The organism is Anaeromusa sp. (assembly GCF_028691475.1).
In the GTDB taxonomy this organism is placed as follows: Bacteria; Bacillota; Negativicutes; order Anaeromusales; family Anaeromusaceae; genus Anaeromusa.
Map to the genome: position 1 here is coordinate 12,381 of NZ_JAQUZF010000019.1, position 19,325 is coordinate 31,705.

General features: G+C 48.2%; 18 protein-coding genes. 9 read left to right on the forward strand and 9 right to left on the reverse strand.

The features are described from left to right. Positions 1 to 346: 346 nt before the first annotated feature. Entirely contained in the window at positions 347 to 1,036 is a 690-nt protein-coding gene (locus PHF27_RS04480) for a methionine synthase (protein WP_300066601.1), read from the forward strand. Beyond that, positions 1,033 to 3,408, forward strand: coding sequence for a homocysteine S-methyltransferase family protein (locus PHF27_RS04485; protein ID WP_300066604.1), 2,376 nt, complete (start codon positions 1,033 to 1,035; stop codon positions 3,406 to 3,408). Before PHF27_RS04480 ends, PHF27_RS04485 begins: the two co-directional genes overlap by 4 nt. 263 nt (positions 3,409 to 3,671) lie before the next feature. On the opposite strand, the gene noc is transcribed toward PHF27_RS04485, so the two are convergent. The 9 genes from noc to rpmH form a co-directional block, all read right to left on the reverse strand. Further along, positions 3,672 to 4,598, reverse strand: coding sequence for a nucleoid occlusion protein (noc, locus tag PHF27_RS04490; protein WP_300066607.1), 927 nt, complete (start codon positions 4,596 to 4,598; stop codon positions 3,672 to 3,674). Positions 4,599 to 5,003: 405 nt separating this feature from the next. Next, on the reverse strand, positions 5,004 to 5,723 hold the full coding sequence (rsmG, locus tag PHF27_RS04495; protein ID WP_300066610.1) for a 16S rRNA (guanine(527)-N(7))-methyltransferase RsmG: 720 nt from the start codon (positions 5,721 to 5,723) through the stop codon (positions 5,004 to 5,006). After that, positions 5,720 to 7,597 carry a tRNA uridine-5-carboxymethylaminomethyl(34) synthesis enzyme MnmG gene (gene mnmG / locus PHF27_RS04500; protein ID WP_300066613.1) on the reverse strand — a complete coding sequence of 626 codons (1,878 nt, stop codon included), beginning with the start codon at positions 7,595 to 7,597 and terminating at the stop codon, positions 5,720 to 5,722. The genes rsmG and mnmG overlap by 4 nt, the downstream gene beginning before the upstream one ends. Positions 7,598 to 7,642: 45 nt before the next feature. Beyond that, on the reverse strand, positions 7,643 to 9,025 hold the full coding sequence (gene mnmE, locus PHF27_RS04505; protein WP_300066616.1) for a tRNA uridine-5-carboxymethylaminomethyl(34) synthesis GTPase MnmE: 1,383 nt from the start codon (positions 9,023 to 9,025) through the stop codon (positions 7,643 to 7,645). A gap of 105 nt (positions 9,026 to 9,130) precedes the next feature. After that, the gene (jag, locus tag PHF27_RS04510; RefSeq protein ID WP_300066619.1) at positions 9,131 to 9,763 is read right to left on the reverse strand and encodes an RNA-binding cell elongation regulator Jag/EloR; all 633 of its coding nucleotides are present in this window, start codon (positions 9,761 to 9,763) and stop codon (positions 9,131 to 9,133) included. 25 nt (positions 9,764 to 9,788) lie between these two features. Further along, positions 9,789 to 10,424 (reverse strand): YidC/Oxa1 family membrane protein insertase, encoded by a 636-nt coding sequence (locus PHF27_RS04515; protein ID WP_300066621.1) that lies wholly within the window; start codon positions 10,422 to 10,424, stop codon positions 9,789 to 9,791. Positions 10,425 to 10,480: 56 nt separating this feature from the next. Next, positions 10,481 to 10,690, reverse strand: coding sequence for a membrane protein insertion efficiency factor YidD (yidD, locus tag PHF27_RS04520; protein WP_300066624.1), 210 nt, complete (start codon positions 10,688 to 10,690; stop codon positions 10,481 to 10,483). Further along, entirely contained in the window at positions 10,687 to 11,049 is a 363-nt protein-coding gene (gene rnpA, locus PHF27_RS04525) for a ribonuclease P protein component (RefSeq protein WP_300066626.1), read from the reverse strand. Before rnpA ends, yidD begins: the two co-directional genes overlap by 4 nt. A 54-nt stretch (positions 11,050 to 11,103) precedes the next feature. Beyond that, the gene (gene rpmH, locus PHF27_RS04530) at positions 11,104 to 11,238 is read right to left on the reverse strand and encodes a 50S ribosomal protein L34 (RefSeq protein ID WP_018702058.1); all 135 of its coding nucleotides are present in this window, start codon (positions 11,236 to 11,238) and stop codon (positions 11,104 to 11,106) included. Between the two features lie 498 nt (positions 11,239 to 11,736). Here rpmH and dnaA point away from each other — a divergent pair, with 498 nt between their 5' ends. From dnaA to gyrB, 7 genes are all read left to right on the forward strand, one after another. Then, complete coding sequence (gene dnaA, locus PHF27_RS04535; RefSeq protein ID WP_300066631.1) at positions 11,737 to 13,176, forward strand: chromosomal replication initiator protein DnaA; 1,440 nt, start codon at positions 11,737 to 11,739, stop codon at positions 13,174 to 13,176. Positions 13,177 to 13,441: 265 nt separating this feature from the next. After that, on the forward strand, positions 13,442 to 14,557 hold the full coding sequence (dnaN, locus tag PHF27_RS04540; protein ID WP_300066633.1) for a DNA polymerase III subunit beta: 1,116 nt from the start codon (positions 13,442 to 13,444) through the stop codon (positions 14,555 to 14,557). 130 nt (positions 14,558 to 14,687) lie between these two features. Next, positions 14,688 to 14,909 carry an RNA-binding S4 domain-containing protein gene (locus PHF27_RS04545; RefSeq protein ID WP_300066636.1) on the forward strand — a complete coding sequence of 74 codons (222 nt, stop codon included), beginning with the start codon at positions 14,688 to 14,690 and terminating at the stop codon, positions 14,907 to 14,909. Positions 14,910 to 14,912: 3 nt separating this feature from the next. After that, on the forward strand, positions 14,913 to 16,040 hold the full coding sequence (gene recF, locus PHF27_RS04550; protein ID WP_300066639.1) for a DNA replication/repair protein RecF: 1,128 nt from the start codon (positions 14,913 to 14,915) through the stop codon (positions 16,038 to 16,040). After that, positions 16,028 to 16,882 (forward strand): DUF721 domain-containing protein, encoded by an 855-nt coding sequence (locus PHF27_RS04555; RefSeq protein ID WP_300066642.1) that lies wholly within the window; start codon positions 16,028 to 16,030, stop codon positions 16,880 to 16,882. Before recF ends, PHF27_RS04555 begins: the two co-directional genes overlap by 13 nt. Next, positions 16,860 to 17,138, forward strand: a complete 279-nt coding sequence (gene remB, locus PHF27_RS04560) for an extracellular matrix regulator RemB (RefSeq protein WP_027937787.1) — start codon at positions 16,860 to 16,862, stop codon at positions 17,136 to 17,138. Before PHF27_RS04555 ends, remB begins: the two co-directional genes overlap by 23 nt. 2 nt (positions 17,139 to 17,140) lie before the next feature. Then, entirely contained in the window at positions 17,141 to 19,057 is a 1,917-nt protein-coding gene (gyrB, locus tag PHF27_RS04565; RefSeq protein WP_300066648.1) for a DNA topoisomerase (ATP-hydrolyzing) subunit B, read from the forward strand. Positions 19,058 to 19,325 lie beyond the last annotated feature (268 nt).

The window sequence follows — 19,325 nt, forward strand, 5'->3', positions numbered from 1 at the left end:
AGCAGGAACGAAACACAGCGCAAGCAAAGGAACGGAGAAAAGCCAGAGAGCGGAAAACGAACAAGAGAACCGGAGTCACGTGAGGGCTCGAAGGAGTAGCACGAGGTACGGTTTACACAGAGTAACAGAGGAAAGGCCAGAGTTAACAGAGAAAAAATTGAACAAAGCCCAAAGTCCTCCGCCGTTTTTGCAGAAGCTCCTAGGCCTTGAAAATTCTAGTTTTTTCAGCCGTGAAAACTTTAAATTTCTGATATAGTAAATAGAGAAAGAATAAAATATCGAACACATTATTTTCCTATGCTATAATGAAGAAACCACTACTTTAGTGAGAGGAGGCGCTTGTGCCATGCCTTTCTATCATCCTATGATCAGAGAAATCGATGAAAAGGAAATGCGCCGCTATGCTGGTTTGGCCCGGGCCAAAGACTTTCCTGACAACTTAATTAAGGAAGCGTGCGAAGAAGCGCTGCTGCTCATTCAGCCCAAAGGTATTTGGCAAATATACGGTTATGATGATCGCAATCAAATCATCCTTAGCCCTACTCCGCTAAAGTTAAAAAGCCAGCCCCTTATCGAGCACCTGCAAGGCTCTGTGCAAATAGCGGTTATGGCCGTAACCATTGGCGCAGAACTAGAAGGTTCCATTGAAAACTGTTTTAAACAAGATCGCTACGCCCTTGGCTTGCTCCTAGATGCGGCGGCTACCGCTGCCGTCGAACAAACCGCTGACGCTGTCAATTCTTTTATTGCTCAAGAAATGTCCAAAGTCGGCCTTGTAGCCTTGCGGCGCTTTAGTCCCGGCTATGGAGACTGGGACATTACCGATCAGTCTCTGGTTGTCGAAGCAGCCCAAGGCGAACACATCCAACTGTCTGTTACCGAAAGCTGCATGCTGGTACCGCGTAAATCCGTCACCGCCGTTATCGGCCTGGCGCCGCATGAAGAGCGTTTAATCTTACCCGCAAGCGAAACTGCGACTTGCCTTTATTGCGAACAAGAAAACTGCGCATCCCGAAAGGAGAACCATCGTAAATGATTGCTATTTTTGACGGTGCTATGGGCACCATGCTGCAAAATGCCGGTTTGGCCGTAGGCGCCTGCCCGGAGGCCATGAATTTAGAGGCGCCAGATGTCGTAACCTCCATTCACCGCCAATACATAGAACATGGCGCTACGATTATTGAAACCAATACCTTTGGCGCTAATCGCATTAAATTGACTCATTATGGTCTCCAAAATCAAATTTCCATTATTTGCCAAAAGGCGGTGAATGCTGCCAAAGCTGCTTGCCGCCCGGAAACGCGGATCGCAGGCTCTATTGGTCCTACGGGCAAGTTGCTTCATCCCCTTGGCGATTTATCCTTTGATGAAGCCTATGACGTCTTTTGCGAACAAATCCGCGCTCTTGACGCCGCTGGCGTCGATCTGCTGCTTATTGAAACTATTATTGATATCCAAGAAATGCGGGCAGCTCTCTTAGCGGCTAAAGACTCTAGCAGCAAGCCGGTCATTTGTCAGCTGTCCTTCGGCGCCGACGGGCGCACCGTCACAGGCACCGACCCGGAAACAGCTGCTATTTTACTTACCGCCATGGGAGCTGATGTTCTGGGAGCCAATTGTTCCTTAGGACCGGAACAACTGCTTCCGGTAGTGGAAAAATTAGCTCGCGCTACGCATCTTCCCCTTAGCGTGCAGCCCAATGCAGGTATGCCGCACTTGGTAAACGGCGAAACTATATTCCCCATGTCGCCGGAAGAAATGGCCCATTGGGCGCCGAAACTCGTTACCGCCGGAGCCTCCTATTTAGGAGGATGCTGCGGCACAACTCCGGCTCATATTCGCGCTCTCAGCCAAGCTGCCGCTTCTCTCTCACCGGTAGAGCGCAGTAAACCTACGCCAGGCCGCGTAGCCTTAACCAGCCGCAGCCGCACCGTCTGGCTCGGCGCTGATTTACCGGCCGCGGTTATCGGCGAACGCATCAATCCCACCGGACGCAAAGCCTTAGCTGCGGAAATCCGTGAAGGCAGCTTCGCTATGGTCAAACGTGACGCTTTGGCTCAGGTGAAAGCCGGCGCACAAGTATTGGACGTGAATATGGGAGTTGCCGGCATTGACCAAGCCCCTGTTATGAAGCGAGCCATTGAAGAACTATCCATGCTCGTCGACTTGCCCCTGGCTATTGACACCAGCGATACCGCCGCCTTAGAAGCCGGACTGAAGCAATATCCCGGCCGCGCCTTAATCAACTCGGTTTCCGCCGAACCAGAGCGGCTAGAGCAGTTTTTGCCATTGGCCAAACGCTACGGCGCAGCTATATTATGTCTACCTATTTCTCCGTCAGGCGTGCCTGCTACCGCTCCAGAACGGGTGGCTGTTATCCGCCAAATTCTTGCCGCCGCACAAGCGCAAGGCCTTAGAAAAAACGATTTTATTCTCGACGCCCTGACGCTGACAGTCGCCGCCGAAGCGGACGCAGCCCTGCAAACACTGGCTACGCTGCGTTCTTATCGCGAAGAATTCGGCTATCCCAGCACGATGGGCCTCAGTAATATTTCCTTTGGCCTTCCTGCACGGGATGCTGTCAACACTTCCTTTGCCGCTATGGCCTTTGCAGCTGGCCTAGACGCCCCCATTCTCAATCCCTTGCACCAAGGCATGATGCAAACCGCGGCCGCTTCTATGGCCCTTACTGGCCGCGACAGCAATGGTCGCCGCTACAGCCAAGCTTTCGCCCAAGCACAGCAGCCTAGTGCTGCTGCGCCTGCAGCAGCAACTACACCTGCGGATATCTTAGGGCGTCTGCGTCAAGCCGTTATTGAAGGAGAAAAAGAAGCCGTACCGGCCTTGGTGGAAGAAGCATTAACCCAAGGGCGCTCTTCTTTAGAAATTACCGATCAAGGTCTTACCGCCGCCATGACGGAACTCGGTGAAGCCTTTGGCGCTGGGCGCTGCTTTCTGCCGCAAGTGCTTTTGTCCGCTGAAACTATGCGCCAAGCCTTTATTACGCTCAAAGACCGGCTTCCCGGTGAAGCTACGCTTTCTCTAGGCAAAGTAGTCTTGGCTACTGTCAAAGGAGACATTCACGATCTGGGGAAAAACATTGTCGCCGCCTTACTGGAAAACAACGGCTTTACGGTTATCGATCTTGGCAAAGACGTGCCTATTGAAGCCATTGTCGCCGCCGTCAAAGAACAGAGCGCAGACGCCGTCGGCCTCTGCGCTCTGATGACCACCACTTTACCGGTTATTGACGCTACGATTAGCGCCTTGCGTCAAGCAGGACTGCAAGTTCCAGTTATTGCCGGCGGCGCTGTGGTCACTGCCGACTATGCCGCCCAGGCTGGCGCGCAAGCCTACGCCCCGGACGGCGTAGCCGCCGTGCAGCTAGCTAAAAAACTGATGGGCTGAGAAATACGGATAAGAGAACGGAACACAGAGTAACTGAGTAACAGAGAAAAGCCAGAGAATAAGGATTGAACATGAGTCGCAGTGAGAACCGGAGGGCCCGAATGAGGGTTACGGCATTGATTAAATTTAGATTTTAGTAAAAAATAAACGGCTGTTGCAGCATGTACTATCACATGTTACAACAGCCGTTTATTTTTCTTCTCTTGCGTACCCTCACGTGACTCCGGTTCTCTTGTTCAATCCTGTTACTTGTTCATTTCCTGTTATTTCCCAGCCGCTTTTTTCTTCGGAATGCGCAGCTCCACGATAATATCATCCTCTTCTTGACGCTGCTGCATTTGTACGGCAAGTCCATTTTGTTTCATCGTATCCGCCACTTGCTGAATGGTATTCAAAAAAATGCGCACATCCCGAATCACGCCAGTCAGACGCTTGCGCTCTTTTTTCTTACTCTTCTCGTTTCCCTGTTCTGGAGATTGTTGACGACAAGCAATCAGTTCCTCCGTCTGTCGCACGTTAAGCTGCTCCGCGCAAATCGCAGCCAGCACTTCTTCTTGCTCCTCCGGGGACTCCAGCTTTAAAAGCGCTCGGGCATGACGCTCCGATAAACGCTCTTCCTGCAAACGCTGCCGTACCTGCGGCTCTAACTTTAACAAGCGCAATTTATTGGCCAATGTGGATTGACTTTTCCCCACCCGTTTTGCCAATTCTTCCTGAGTAAAGCCAAATTGCACAATAAGCTGCTGAAAGCCTTCGGCCTCTTCCAAAAAATGCAGATCCTCGCGCTGCAGATTTTCAATCATGGCCATCTCAGCTACTTCTTTATCGCCAATCTCGCGCGAAATCACAGGCACTTCCGCCAAGCCGGCCAGCTTTGACGCACGCAGACGCCGTTCGCCAGCTACCAGCTCGAACCCTTCTTCCAAAGGACGCACCAACAATGGCTGCAGCACTCCAAACTCCCGAATTGATGCCGCCAATTCCTCCAGCGATTCATCATGAAAGGTCTTGCGCGGCTGAAACCGGTTAGCCTGAATGCTCTCAATTAAAACCGAACGCACCTCTTGCTGCTTCGGCTCTGCTTCCCTCGTCGCCTCCGGCTCGCTCGCCGATTCTGCGTCTACTTTCACTTCTTCTTTAGGTTCTTCTTTTATTTGTCCAAAACCAAAAAGCTTCGTCAAAGGATTCATGGATTTCCACCCTTTCCCCGGTTTGTGAAACCACAAAAATCCGGGAAGCTATGTAATGCTACACTGATTATAGCATGCGTTTATCTTATTTTCATAGAGCCTGCAAAAAACAGCTATACGACCTTTAAAGGGGAACGAACAAGAGGAACAGAATAACAGAGAAAAGCCAGAGGGAACGGGAATTTGAACAAGAGTCGCGAGAGTCACGGGAGGGTACGCATGAGTGGCACGGGTTATAAACAGGAGTAGATGGAGAATATGCAAAGAGAAATAGGGACTATTATTCTCTCGCTGTACTTTCTATTTCCCGGGAAATAGAAAGTACATTTTTTTACTCTCTTGCGGACCCTCCGGTTCTCCGATTCTCCTGTTCAATATCCCTTTCCCCATTAAATCAGTGGTTCCTTAGATCAAAGGTTTTTTCTCCGGCAGCCCCGCGCGGCGCGGGTAGGCCTTAGGAGTTGCCTTTACTTTTTTCAAATAGATTACTGCTCGTATATCCTCTAAACCAGGGAGCTGCACCGGTTTCACCTGCGCGACTTCTGCTCCCAAAACGCGCAAAGCGCGCTCCGCTTCAACTAATTCAGCCTCATACTGGGCGCCTTTAAGAGCTATAAAATAGCCGCCAATTTTTACCAGCGGCAAGCAAAGCTCGCATAAAACCGGCAGCCTCGCTACTGCCCTAGAGGTAACAAAATCAAAGGCTTCACGCAGCTCTTTCTTTTGACCGGCTTCCTCGGCTCGGTAGTGCAACACCGCTACGTCTTTTATACCAGCAGCCTCAATGACAGCTGTTAAAAAATTCAAACGCTTCTGCAGAGAATCAATCAAGGTCAGCTGCAAATCAGGGCGAAACAACTTTAAGGGCACCCCGGGAAAACCAGCGCCAGTGCCTACATCCGCCACAGAGGCCCCTGAGAAAAACAGTTGTTCCTCAAAGGCGGTCAAAGAGTCCACCATGTGTTTTACCGCGACTTCCGCAGGTTCAGTAATCGCAGTTAGATTCATTTTTTGATTCCACTCTACTAATAACTGATAATAAATCTCAAATTTATGAATTTGTTCTTCCGATAATTTATAACCGCTTGCCGCAGCGGCTTGTCGAAAATGTTCTGTAAAACTCATGCTTCTTCCTCCCTGCGCCGCTGTTCCAGATGCACCAACAGCACCGCAATGTCCGCAGGAGATACGCCGGAAATACGCGAGGCCTGCCCAACCGAACGCGGCTTGATTTCCTGCAGCTTTTCCCTAGCTTCTACAGCCAGCCCCTGCAAGGAAAGATAGTCCACATTATTCGGCAGCAGCTTGCTTTCCAGCTTTTCCGCTCGCTGCACTTCTTCCAGCTGCTTTTTAATATAGCCTTCGTATTTCGCCCCAATTTCTACTTGCTCTTTTATTTCCGCCGCCAGCGCAGGCGCCTCAAAATGCTCCTCTAACATAGCATAAGTCACCTCTGGACGACGCAGCAAACCGTATAGAGAAATACCGCTTTTTAGTTCGCTGCTTCCCATTTGCGTCAGCGCCTGCTGCGCCGCCGGAGACGGCCCGATATGCCGCTCCTTCAGCTGTGCTACAGCTTCTTCAATAGCTGCTTTCTTCGCTTGAAAACGCGCGTAGCGCTCGTCATTGACCAAGCCTACTTGGCGTCCTTTTTCCGTCAAACGCAGATCTGCATTATCCTGACGCAAGAGCAAGCGATACTCCGCCCTAGAGGTCATCATTCGATAAGGCTCATTGGTTCCCTTGGTCACCAGATCGTCAATCAATACGCCCAAATACGCATCGCTGCGGGACAATACCAAAGGATCCTTGCCCTGCACCTTACAGGCGGCGTTAATGCCTGCTATAAGGCCTTGTCCTGCAGCTTCCTCATACCCGGAAGTGCCGTTAGACTGACCGGCGGAAAAAAAGCCGCCAATGGCCTTGTGCTCCAGCGTCGCCGTCAGCTGCGTCGGCTCCAGGCAATCGTAGTCAATGGCATAGCCGGCGCGCATGATTTCTACTTTCTCAAGTCCTGGAATGGTCCGCAAGAAAGCCAGCTGTACATCCATAGGCAGACTGGTAGACATGCCTTGTACATACATTTCCTGCGTATTACGGCCTTCAGGCTCCACAAACAGCTGATGGGCTTCTTTTTCCGCAAAACGAACAAGCTTTGCCTCAATAGACGGGCAATAGCGCGGCCCCACACCCTCTACTACCCCTGTATACATCGGCGCTCGGTGCAGATTTTCCCGGATAATCCGATGTGTTTCCGCGTTGGTATAGGTCAGCCAACAGGGCAACTGTTCTCTAGTTGCTACCTCACTGAGAAAAGAAAAATTATGACATTCTTCATCCCCTGGCTGAACAATCATTTTAGAAAAATCCAAAGACCGCGCATCGACCCTGGCCGGCGTGCCGGTTTTAAAGCGCATTAACTTGACGCCATGCTCTTTTAAGGAAGCCGTCAGTTTTTCCGCCGCCCGCTGTCCATTAGGACCGCCAGCGTAAACGGTCTCACCGATAATAATTTTGCCGCCCAAATACGTCCCTGACGCCAAAATCACACAGGAAGCTTCGTAAACTTCACCGGTTTCACAGCGGATGCCTTTGACAGCCCCCTGCTCCACCAGCAGTTCCTCTACCAGCAATTGTTTAATGAAAAGTCCAGGCTGGTTTTCCATGACTTCCTTCATGCGCCGCTGATACACTACCTTGTCAGCCTGCGCCCGTAAAGCATGGACCGCAGGGCCTTTGCCGGTATTGAGCATACGCATTTGTATACAAGTAAGATCTGTATTAACGCCCATTTCGCCGCCCAAGGCGTCAACTTCCCGCACAAGATGCCCTTTCGCGGAACCGCCCACTGCCGGATTGCACGGCATCAAGGCAATATTATCCAAATTCAGCGTCGCCACCAGCGTCGAACAGCCCATGCGCGCTGCAGCTAACGCCGCTTCGCAGCCGGCATGGCCGGCGCCGATGACAATCACATCAAAACTTCCTGCGTGATCCAAAGCCTTCTCCCCCTAGAAACGCCATGTCCGGCGCTTTTATCCTAATTATTTGCCGATGCAAAAGCGACTGAAAATCTCTGTAATCATATCTTCGCCCACGGTATCGCCGGTAATTTCCCCCAGCAAAGTCCAAGCCGCGCGTAAATCAATGGATAAGCAATCCAGCGGCATGCCTGCTGCTGCTGCCACCCCTACTTCCTGCAAATGACGAACCGCTTGCTGCAAGAGCGCCTCCTGGCGCACATTGACCGCTAAAAGTCCTTCTCCTTGACTAGCTGCGCCGCAATACACCTGCTGCACAATAGCCTCCTCCAACTCCTCTAAGCCGGAAGCGGCGGCAAGCGAAATGCGAAGTACTTGCTGCCCAGGCGCCAACGTCCGGATTTCTTCCTCTCCCCAGAGAGGAGGCAAATCGCTTTTATTCAATAACACAAGACTCTTTTGCGCTCCCAGAAGCGTTAGCACTTCCTTGTCCTCTGTACTTAAGGGACGTGAAGTATCCAGCAGCACCAAGACTAAATCCGCTTCCTCCAGCATTTGCCGGCTGCGCTCTACTCCCAGTTTCTCTACAATATCCTCGGTTTCGCGAATACCAGCGGTATCAATGATACGTAGCGGCACGCCGCGCAGATTCACATATTCCTCAATCACATCCCGCGTCGTTCCGGGCACATCCGTCACAATCGCCCGCTGCGTCCGCACCAGCGCATTCAAAAGACTGGACTTGCCTACATTAGGCTTGCCCAAAATGACTGTTGCCAGCCCCTCGCGCAACACTTTTCCCTGGTCGGCCGTATCTAAAAGGCGCTGCAAAGCAACTGCAGACAAAGCAGCGCCATCTGCCGCCTGCCGGGCGCTGACTTCTTCGATCTCCTCTTCCGGATAATCCAACAGCGCTTCAATATGAGCAATCAAGGCCAGCAGGCGCTCCCGCTCCGCCCGAATCGCAGCCGCCAAACCGCCTTCCAAATGGCGTACCGCCAATCGCAAAGACGCCTCTGTTTTAGCACGGATGACGTCCATCACCGCTTCCGCCTGGGTCAAATCCAAGCGGCCGTTTAAAAAAGCTCGCTTCGTAAATTCCCCGGGCTCGGCTAAACGAGCGCCGCAAGACAAGGTTAACGCCAAAATACGGCGCAAGGAAACATGACTGCCATGGCATTGAATCTCCACCACATCTTCCCGAGTATACGAATGCGGCGCCCGCATCACCAACAGCAATACTTCATCAACCATTGCGCCGTCTACAGGATTTACCACTTTGCCATACGACGCATAGTGGGAAGGCAACTCGGCAAGCTTTCGTCCTGAAGCGCTGCAAAACAAAGCCTCCCCAACGTTTTGCGCCAACGGCCCCGAAACACGCACAATGCCCACACCGGCTTCTCCCGGAGCCGTCACAATGGCGCTGATCGTATCTTCAGCCATAATCCTTCCTCCTTAATAAAAACGCCCCACAACATAGCGTACAAGCGAAAGTACACCAGTTTGCGGGGCATTGCACACCATTTCATTACGCTATTTTACGATTTGCTAGCGTTTCAGAGCAATTACTACTTTACGGTTAGGCTCTTCGCCTTCGCTATACGTAGAAATCCGGCGATCATCCTGCAGCGCCATGTGAATGATTTTACGCTCATGCGGCGTCATAGGCTCCAAGACAACCGGTTCGCCCATACGCTTCACTTTGCTGGCTAAGCGCTGCGCCAAACGTGTCAGCGTTTCCGCCCGCCGCCGCCGGTATTCTTCCACATCAATGACGAATTTTATTTTTTCTTCCGCGTCGCGATTAGCCGCCAAATTCGTCAAGTACTGCAGCGCGTCCAGCGTCTGACCATGTTTGCCAATCAAAATACCCAAATCTTCACCGCGCAGATTGACGGCCACAGGGCCTTCTTCTTCTGGAACAGCCACTTCCAATTCTACTGCAATATGCATGGATTGAAACAAGTCGCTTAAAAACTGTTTACCTACAGTCAATGCATCCAACGGACGCACATTGACCAAAATCCGAGCCGGCTTACCGCCAATAAAACCAAACAGCCCTTTACTAGGCTCTTCCAGTATTTCCACCGTTACTCGGTCTTCACTGACACCTAACTCCTCCAAAGCGCTAGCAAGCGCTTCTTCCATAGTTTTAGCCGTTTTTTCCACAGATTTCAGCATATTGTTCCTGCCCCCTTATCCGAGCTTACGCCGCATCGCGGCTCATCCACCATTGCTGTACGATCTGCACCGTATTCATCGTCACCCAGTACAACACCAGGCCACTGGAGAAGGTCGTACTAATATAGCCGATAAACAGAGGCATGAACATCAGCATCATCTTCGCCTGCTGGTTCATCTCTGTCGAGGTTTGTTTTTGCTGGTAGAAAGTCGTCAAAGCCGACAACACGGGAAGAATATACAAAGGATCTGGCTGCGCCAAATCGGTCAACCACAAAAAGGCTGTCGCACCATTAAAGGTAAAGTCGCGCAATCCGTAAAAAATAATGATAAAAATAGGCATCTGCAAAACAAGAGGCAAGCAACCGGCCATAGGATTTACACCGGTTTCCTTATAAAGCTTGATCATTTCCTGCTGCAATTTTTCCGGTTTGTCTTTATATTTGGTCTGCAGTTCCTTCATTTTAGGCTGCAAGATTTGCATGCCTTTCATGGATTTTACCTGCTTCACAGTCAACGGGTACATAATCATTTTAATCACCAGAGTCATTAAAATAATAGCCAAACCGTAACTGGGAAAACCCAAAGTTGCTGTTAGTTGATAAAAAACATTCAAAATGTCTTGTAATACCAAAATCGCCGAATCGAATAATTCGAACAAAATCTCACCATCCTGTCTTTTTTTAAACCTACAAAAAAACTTACGTCCGTTTCTATCTATTGTACAGGGTCATATCCTCCCGGATGAAAGGGATGGCATTTGGCCAAACGCTTAACAGCCAGCCAAGTACCGCGGACAACACCGTATTTTTCAATTGCAAGATAAGCATATTCAGAGCAAGTCGGCATAAAGCGGCAAGTTGGCGGCTTTAGCGGGGAAAGAAAATTTCGGTAAAAAACGATGGCTCCCATGAGCAAACGCTTCACGATTCCTCTCCCCCTGTTTGCCACACCTTGCTCTTTCGACAAATATGCCTAAAAGATTCAGCTACAGCCTCATAATGGCTGCCCACCATAGGTTTTCTGCAAATAAAAACAAGCTGCACTCCTGTTTTAAGAAAATTACGGTTTAAACGAAACGCTTCCCGCAAAAGCCTTTTACAACGGTTGCGCACCACAGCGCAACCCAAACGCTTGCTGACAGAAATACCTACTTTTCGTTCCGTACCTTCTATAGGAAGTACATAAAGTACCAGCATGCGGTTAGCTAAAGAACGTCCTTCTTTATATACCGCTTGAAACTCTTGATTTTTGCGTAGCTTCTCACATTTTTTAAAACAATGCATGCTTTCCTCAAGCCGAAGTCCGAATGGAAAAAATAGGCCACGCTTGGCGGCCTATTATGCGGACAGTTTTTTGCGGCCTCTTGCGCGTCTTTTCTTTAAAACCAGACGGCCACCTTTTGTTTTCATGCGCTCACGAAATCCGTGGGTTCTTTTCTTCCACAGATTATTAGGTTGATACGTACGCTTCATTCTGTTGCACCTCCTCGCTACAGGCATAAAGCCGTTGTACCCGTAACTATTCAAATTATATGCAAGACGCAAGAAGGTGTCAAGAAAAATCCCTTGCTAATTCCATATATCCTGTTGATAACTTGCTTTTTACCCTGCGGATAACGCAAAAATCTGTTGATAACTTCCCCTTATTTTGCTAAGATAGACACACAAGAAGTTTAACCAACACCTTTTAAAAGGATAAATCCACAGCAGATATCCACAGTTATCCACAACTCACGCCACTTATCAACAACTTTATCCACAAAAACAGCAACAATCATCAAAGGCCGCATTATACCGAAAATAATTAGGCCTTTTTACTTTTCAAAATCTGTTGCTGTTGTTTTTTTTTCGCCAAAAACCCTTAATCTTCCATTTTTTATACACATCTGTTGATAGTTTGTGGATAACTTATTTTTATGTGTATGGTTTTTGTTGATAAAAGAGGCCGATCAAGAAAGGACGATTCTTATTATGGAACAATCACAACTTACTGCTATCTGGGAACAGCTATTGGCAGAAATTCAACAATCCATAAAAAACCCCATGTTTGCTACATGGATTCAACCAAATACATTGCTGCACCTAGACGAGCAGGAACTCGTGATTGGCACTCCCAATCAAATTCGTAAAGATTGGCTGGAATCCAAATATATGCCCGTCCTGCAACAAGCGGCGGAACGTATTTTAAAGCGCCCGATGCACATAAAAGTAAGCCTTGTTGAAACCAGCACTGAAGAAACGGCGCCGGCTCCCATTATCGCGCCCCCTGTCACAGCCGCTCCGCTGCTACAAAACATCTCGCCCCTGCCGGCAGCGCCATTGATAGAAACCGACAACACCCAATATGTGTCTTCTGCTTCCGCTTCCGCTACGGTCAACGACCCGGTTGCTTTCCTGAATCCAAAATATATCTTTGAAACCTTTGTCATCGGCAACTCGAACCGTCTGGCCCATGCCGCCTCTTTAGCGGTTTCCGAAGCCCCGGCGAAAGTATACAATCCTTTTTTTATTTACGGCGGCGTCGGCTTAGGCAAAACCCATCTCATGCATGCCATTGGCCACCGCATTCTAAAAAGTCATCCTCATTTAAAAGTTCTCTATATTTCCAGCGAAAAATTCACTAATGAACTTATTAATTCCATCCGCGACGGCAACCCGGAAGATTTTCGCCAAAAATATCGCAATATCGACGTGCTCCTCGTAGATGACATTCAGTTTCTTTCTAAAAAGGAACACACCCAGGAAGAATTTTTCCACACCTTCAATACGCTGCATGAAGCGAATAAGCAAATTATCATTTCCAGCGACCGGCCGCCCAGGGAAATTCAAACCCTCGAAGATCGCCTGCGTTCCCGTTTCGAATGGGGCATGATCGCCGACATTCAAGCGCCAGATTTAGAAACTCGTATCGCTATTTTACGTAAGAAAGCAATTATTGAAAACTTGGATGTTCCTAACGACGTTATCGTCTTTATCGCCAGCCGCATCGACAGCAACATCCGTGAACTGGAAGGCTCTCTCATCCGCGTTATGGCTTACGCCTCCCTTGTCAAACAACCAGTTACCATTGCCCTCGCGACGGAAACGCTGAAAGACATTTTTCCTGCTAACCAGCCGAGGCAAATCACCGTAGAACTAATTCAAGACATTGTGGCGGTGTATTTCAAACTAAAAGTAGACGATTTGCTGGCCAAAAAACGGACACGCAATGTTACGTATCCGCGGCAAATCGCCATGTATCTGGCCCGGGAGCTTACGGATACGTCGCTACCTCGCATCGGCGAAATGTTTGGCGGCCGCGATCATACTACCGTCATCCACGCCTATGACAAGATCGGACGCGAGCGAAATGAAGACGCCAAGCTCACCCAAACCCTCAAAGAATTGGTCAAACGCATCGAAAATGTGTAGTTTGTGTATAAGCTTGTGAGTAACCGAGAGAATGTCCTGTGCGTAAGTTGTGCATATCTTTTACACCTCGTTTTCCTGTTGATTTTGTGGATAACTATACTCTAGAACATCCACAACTTACACACAGGTGCAAATTCAATGTTTTCCACAGCTCTATCCACTTATCCACACAGCCCACACCCCCTACTACTATTACGACTATATTTTCTATATATATAAGCACGTATTAATAAGCAAAACCTGCCCTGAAGGAGGCTGCTTCTAAATGAGAATAACCTGTCAACAAGACACATTGAATCAAGCTTTACAAACCGTACAAATTGCCGTTCCCTCTAAAGCGCAAATCCCCGTCTTAAGCGGTATCTATTTGAATGCAGAAGACGGTTGCCTGCAATTGCAAGCCAGCGACCATCAGACAAGCATGATTTACACGATGGAAGCAGAAGTAGCTGAACCAGGCGAGATGGTAGTTTCGGGCCGTTATTTTTATGATCTGATTCGTCGCTTGCCTTCGCAGACGGTTACTTTATCAAAGGAAATTTCCTCAAACACGTTAAAGCTAGTCAGCACAGAGGAAGCGTCCGGCAGTTACGACTACCAGCTTTTAACGATACCTCCCCAAGATTTTCCAGTTTTAAAACCCCAAGAAGGACGTATTTCTTTTTCTATTTGGGATCATGTATTAAAAGATCTTGTCAAAAAAACTTACTTTTCTTGTTCCAGCGATGAAGCTCGGCCTATTTTTACAGGCTGCTTGATCGAAATTAACGAAGGCGTCATTCAGATGATAGCTACCGACACACATCGCATGGCTTTAGCTCAAAATGGCGTAGAACCGGCGACAACGACAGCTAAGATGATTGTGCCGGCTAAGCTTTTAAATGAAATCTGCCGTATTGTGCCGGCTAATACGCAAATTCAAGTACATGTATTAGATGGACAGGTTGCTTTTGTTTTTGGTTCGGTCTACTTAGTTACTCGCTTAATTCAAGGACAATTTCCTGATTATCGCAAAGTATTGTTGACGCAAGTACAAACACAGGCTACGATTGATACGCAGCAATGGCTGCTGGCTATGGAGCGTATTTTCCTGCTGGTTCGAGAAGGAAAATACAATACGGTGCGCATGTTCTTTAAAGAAGATCATCTTTCTATTGTTTACAGCAATCCGGACATTGGTACCGCTTCGGAAAGCGTTTCTTGCCAATTGGAAGGAAATGAGCTGGAAATTGCTTTTAATGCGCGCTTCTTATTAGATATTCTCAAAAATATCGATTCCGAGCAGTGCACCATTGCCTTGAATACGTCTTTAAGTCCTGCGGCTATTAGGCCGGTAGGAGAAAGCCAGTATACCTATGTGGTAACTCCTATGAGGATATAAGAAGCTCTAAAATAGTAAAAACAAAAAAAGAGTAGAGCAATAGAGGGAGTAACCGGAGGGTACGACTGAGGGTTACGAACTACGAAGTAGAATAAAACTAAGAGTAGAAGAATGGATTGAGGTGGCGCTAATGGAATCTGTTGAAATTTCAACGCCTTACATACAGCTGGATCAGCTGTTAAAATTGGTTGGCGCTGTAGATACAGGCGGCCAGGTCCGCTGGCTGATTGAAGAGGGTGTAATCTTCGTTAACGGCGTTGCAGCTACAGAACGTCGTAAAAAGCTGTATCCCGGGGATAAAGTGGAAATTCCCGAGAACGGCAGATGGCAAGTTGTGGCGGCGGAGGCCTAACCTGTGCAGATTCAAAGTTTATCGCTGCGACATGTGCGAAACTATGAAACCTTGGAATTGCCGGTAGGGGAACAAGTTAACCTTTTTTTGGGAGATAACGGACAGGGAAAAACCAACATCTTGGAAGCCTTGTATTTTTGCGCTTTCGCTAAATCCCATCGGACTTCTACTGATGCGGAAATGATTCGGTGGCAGCAGCCCCAAGGAAGTATTTCCTTGCTCTTTTCCCGCAAAGAGGTTTCGCATCGCTTGGATTTTATTCTGTCACGCCCGGAAACGAAAAAAAGCGGCAAAAAGGTGCAGATTAATGGCCAACCAGCCAAAGCACGAGATGTGGTGGGGCTTTTTAACGCTGTACTTTTTGCGCCGGAGGATTTGCTCCTTGTGAAGGGAGCGCCGCAGCTGCGCAGACGTTTTTTAGACAGCGAGCTTTCGCAGTCAAATCCCTTATATTATAAGAATTTTCTGCAATATCATAGGGCCTTGCTGCAGCGCAACCAACTGCTGCGTTCTTGCCGCGAGAGAACCGCTGATGAAGCCATGCTGGCGGCTTGGGACGCTCAATTGGCTCCTTTGGCGGCTTGGCTCGTTTTTAGGCGTCAAGAGGCGGTGAAAAAGCTTTCTATGCTGGCTAATTTGATGCAGCGCCGCATTACTGACGGCAAAGAAGAGCTGGCGGTGCGCTATCAACTGCAGGGAGCCGCTAAAGGCTTGGAATGTCCTGATGCGTCTTGGTATATGGAGCAATTGGAAGCCAGCCGCCGCCAGGATATCTTTCGCGGTTCTACTGGCGTAGGTCCCCATCGCGATGATTTGGAGTTTTTGGTGAACGATACGGATTTAAAGGCCTATGGTTCGCAGGGACAGCAGCGTACAGGCGTTTTGGCTCTTAAATTAGCGGAATTAGAATTTATTAAAGCGGAGACAGGCGAATATCCGGTGTTGCTTTTAGATGACGTGATGAGCGAACTCGACGCCGGGCGTCGGGAGCATTTGCTTTCTTTTATCCGCGAACGCATTCAGACCTTTATTACGGGTACGGAAGCCGCTTATTTTCCCAGCCGGCTTCAAGATGAATGTTATCGTGTGCAGTTGGGATGTGTGGAAAGGAGAGGCGCATGCAGCCTTTAAGCTTGGTTTTGGCGCAGGCTATTCGTAAAATGAATATCGCCAAACCCTTTGCCATGCATTCTTTGATTGGTCATTGGCGTCAATTGGTGGGTGATGATATTGCGGATCACAGTCAGCCGCAAAAAGTGGAGTTTGGCGTGCTTATGGTTATGGTGGACAGTTCGGTTTGGACGCACCATTTGACGTTGTTAAAAACGGATATTTTACAAAAAATTCATCAATATACTGGTGAAAAGCTAATTAGTGATCTGCGTTTCAAAGCAGGAATTTTGCGTTCGGAGACGAATAACAATACAGTTGAGATGGAGGAAGCCCCTCCAAGACGCTACTGGTATCAAGCTCGCTGGAATGAAGAAGAGGCGGGCCAAATAGGAAGATTAGCAGCTGCGGCCAATGATGAAGACGTGCGCGGCGCCAGCCTAAAGCTGTTAAAGAAAATTCGTTTATCTCGGCGCTGGAAAGAAGAACATGGCTGGCAAGCTTGTGCTTCTTGCGGCAGGCTGCGGCCTCCGGGGGAAAAAGAGTGCTCTATTTGCGCTTTTGAAGCCAGACGTGATAAACGACAGAACATTAGAGAATTGCTTACAGGCGCTCCGTGGCTTTTATATGGACAGCTGCGCCAATATATAGAGTGTACTTCTTACGAATACACTTCAGTAAAGGCGGATATTTTGGCTGGGTTGCTCCGGGATTTACAGGAGCAGCGGCTGGACGATTTGCGTTTGTCCACGCTGGTCATGCTGACAACAGGGTTGCAGCCGGAAGCGCTGACGGAAGAGTTGAAAATGAGTACCGTAGAAAAATTCAGGAGGAAAAAATATGTTTCTTCATCTAGGGTCTGATGTAGTCATTCCGCTGGATTCCGTCATCGCCATTACGGATTATAAAACAAATAAGTTTGTTATTAATCGTAAATTTATCAATCATGCACGGGAAAATCAAAAGATTATTGATATTTCCGAGGGACATCCTAAAAGTGTGGTTGTTACTAATAATCAGTTGTATTTTTCGGCTATTTCTTCTGTTACTTTGAAGAAACGAGCGCTTTTTATCTATGAGGATATTCATGATGAAAACAGTACTGGGGGACAAGGATAAACATGAGTGAAGAAACCGTGGTTAACGGTAGTTATGGCGCCGAGCAAATTCAAATTTTAGAAGGTCTCGAAGCGGTACGTAAGCGTCCTGGTATGTATATCGGCAGTACGTCCGTCCGTGGGCTGCACCATTTAGTGTATGAAGTGGTGGACAATAGTATTGACGAAGCTTTGGCCGGTTATTGCGATAATATTACCGTGGAAATGCGGCCTGACAACAGCATTTGCGTGCAGGATAACGGCCGCGGCATCCCTGTAGACATGCATGAATCCGGCATGCCTGCGGTAGAAGTCGTGCTTACGGTTCTCCATGCGGGCGGTAAATTTGGCGGCGAGGGCTATAAAGTATCCGGCGGTCTTCATGGCGTAGGTGTTTCTGTTGTTAACGCCTTGTCTAAACGACTGGAAGTAGAAGTGAAACGCGGCGGGAAAAAATACAGTATCGCTTTTGAACGCGGCATTACCGTAGAAAAATTATCCATGATCGGTGAAACCGAAGAAACCGGTACGAAAGTTACTTTTTGGCCGGATGAGGAAATTTTCGAAGAACTGGTTTACAGTTACGATACCTTAAAGCATCGTTTAAGGGAACTGGCGTTTTTGAACCGCGGCATTCGCGTGACTCTCAAAGATGAGCGCGCAGAAGGCAAGGAAGAAGAATTTCACTATGAAGGCGGTATTTGCTCCTTTGTGCAATATCTCAATAAATCCAAGGATGTACTGCATGCGGAGCCGATAGCCATTAATGGCGGCAAAGAAACCACCTTGGTGGAAATTGCTATGCAATACAATGACAGTTATGTAGAAAATGTCATTACTTTTGTCAATAATATCAATACCCAAGAAGGCGGTACTCATCTGAGCGGCTTCAAGCAGGCTTTGACGCGTTCTATTAATGACTACGCCCGGAAATTGAATCAGCTAAAGGAAGCTGACGAAAATCTCAGTGGCGAAGATATCCGTGAAGGATTGACGGCGGTTATCAGTATTAAAATTCAAGAACCGCAATTTGAAGGACAAACCAAGACAAAGCTTGGCAACAGTGAAGTTCGTGGCATTGTCGATAGCGTGGTTTCCGAAAAACTGGGCGAATTCTTACAGGAAAATCCGGCGATTACCAAAAAAATTATTGAAAAAGCCGTGATGGCTTCCCGGGCGCGTATGGCAGCTAGAAAAGCCAGAGAACTGACGCGCCGCAAGAGCGCCTTGGAAATCAGCAGTCTTCCTGGTAAACTGGCGGATTGTTCCAGCCGGGATTCGGAGCAGACTGAAATTTATCTGGTCGAAGGAGACAGTGCTGGCGGCAGCGCCAAACAAGGGCGTGACCGTCGTTTCCAAGCGATTTTGCCGCTTCGCGGTAAAATCATCAATGTGGAAAAAGCGCGTCTGGATAAAATCCTGAATAACGAAGAAATTCGCTCCATGATTACCGCTTTTGGCAGCGGTATTGGCGAAGAATTTGATCTTTCCAAACGCCGGTACGGTAAAATTATTATTATGACCGATGCTGACGTAGACGGCGCGCATATTCGCACGCTGCTTTTGACTTTCTTCTATCGCTATATGCAGCCGTTGGTAGCGGAAGGGCATGTATTTATTGCGCAGCCGCCGCTGTATTTGGTCAAAAAAGGCAAGGATCATACGTACCTGTATAGCGATGATGAGCTGGATCAGCATTTGACACGTATTGGTCGCGACAGCAATGTGGCGGTACAGCGTTATAAAGGTCTTGGCGAAATGAATCCGGAGCAGCTTTGGGAAACGACGATGAATCCGGAACGCCGCACGCTGCTGCAGGTATCCATGGAGGATGCCATGGAAGCCGATGAGATTTTCACGGTACTTATGGGCGACAAGGTAGAGCCGCGCCGTAAGTTTATCGAAGATTACGCCCATCGCGTGCGCAACTTGGATATCTAAAAAAATAGGTTTAATAAACAAACAAAAACCGTTCAGTCATTTATGTGACTGTTCGGTTTTTATTTTTGACCTTTCAGACGATTGTGTTCGAAATATTGTTAAAACTGTCTTACTATAATTAAGGAACTATTGATTTGTTTTTATAACGCAAATTGCAAGTGCAAGTTGAACACTTTGGTAAAGTAGAACAGTAGTTTAAATTAAGCAGCATAAATAGAGTCAAGAAAGTCTTCGAAAAGGTCGTCTGGAGTTCGATAACCGAGGCGCT

What these genes read in the sequence shown, in the direction of transcription:
- PHF27_RS04480 (WP_300066601.1), top strand. Translation starts at nt 347, where the DNA reads ATGCCTTTCTATCATCCTATGATCAGAGAAATCGATGAAAAGGAAATG.
- PHF27_RS04485 (WP_300066604.1), top strand. Translation starts at nt 1,033, where the DNA reads ATGATTGCTATTTTTGACGGTGCTATGGGCACCATGCTGCAAAATGCC.
- noc (WP_300066607.1), bottom strand. Translation starts at nt 4,598, where the DNA reads ATGAATCCTTTGACGAAGCTTTTTGGTTTTGGACAAATAAAAGAAGAA.
- rsmG (WP_300066610.1), bottom strand. Translation starts at nt 5,723, where the DNA reads ATGAGTTTTACAGAACATTTTCGACAAGCCGCTGCGGCAAGCGGTTAT.
- mnmE (WP_300066616.1), bottom strand. Translation starts at nt 9,025, where the DNA reads ATGGCTGAAGATACGATCAGCGCCATTGTGACGGCTCCGGGAGAAGCC.
- jag (WP_300066619.1), bottom strand. Translation starts at nt 9,763, where the DNA reads ATGCTGAAATCTGTGGAAAAAACGGCTAAAACTATGGAAGAAGCGCTT.
- rnpA (WP_300066626.1), bottom strand. Translation starts at nt 11,049, where the DNA reads ATGCATTGTTTTAAAAAATGTGAGAAGCTACGCAAAAATCAAGAGTTT.
- rpmH (WP_018702058.1), bottom strand. Translation starts at nt 11,238, where the DNA reads ATGAAGCGTACGTATCAACCTAATAATCTGTGGAAGAAAAGAACCCAC.
- dnaA (WP_300066631.1), top strand. Translation starts at nt 11,737, where the DNA reads ATGGAACAATCACAACTTACTGCTATCTGGGAACAGCTATTGGCAGAA.
- dnaN (WP_300066633.1), top strand. Translation starts at nt 13,442, where the DNA reads ATGAGAATAACCTGTCAACAAGACACATTGAATCAAGCTTTACAAACC.
- PHF27_RS04545 (WP_300066636.1), top strand. Translation starts at nt 14,688, where the DNA reads ATGGAATCTGTTGAAATTTCAACGCCTTACATACAGCTGGATCAGCTG.
- PHF27_RS04555 (WP_300066642.1), top strand. Translation starts at nt 16,028, where the DNA reads ATGCAGCCTTTAAGCTTGGTTTTGGCGCAGGCTATTCGTAAAATGAAT.
- remB (WP_027937787.1), top strand. Translation starts at nt 16,860, where the DNA reads ATGTTTCTTCATCTAGGGTCTGATGTAGTCATTCCGCTGGATTCCGTC.
- gyrB (WP_300066648.1), top strand. Translation starts at nt 17,141, where the DNA reads ATGAGTGAAGAAACCGTGGTTAACGGTAGTTATGGCGCCGAGCAAATT.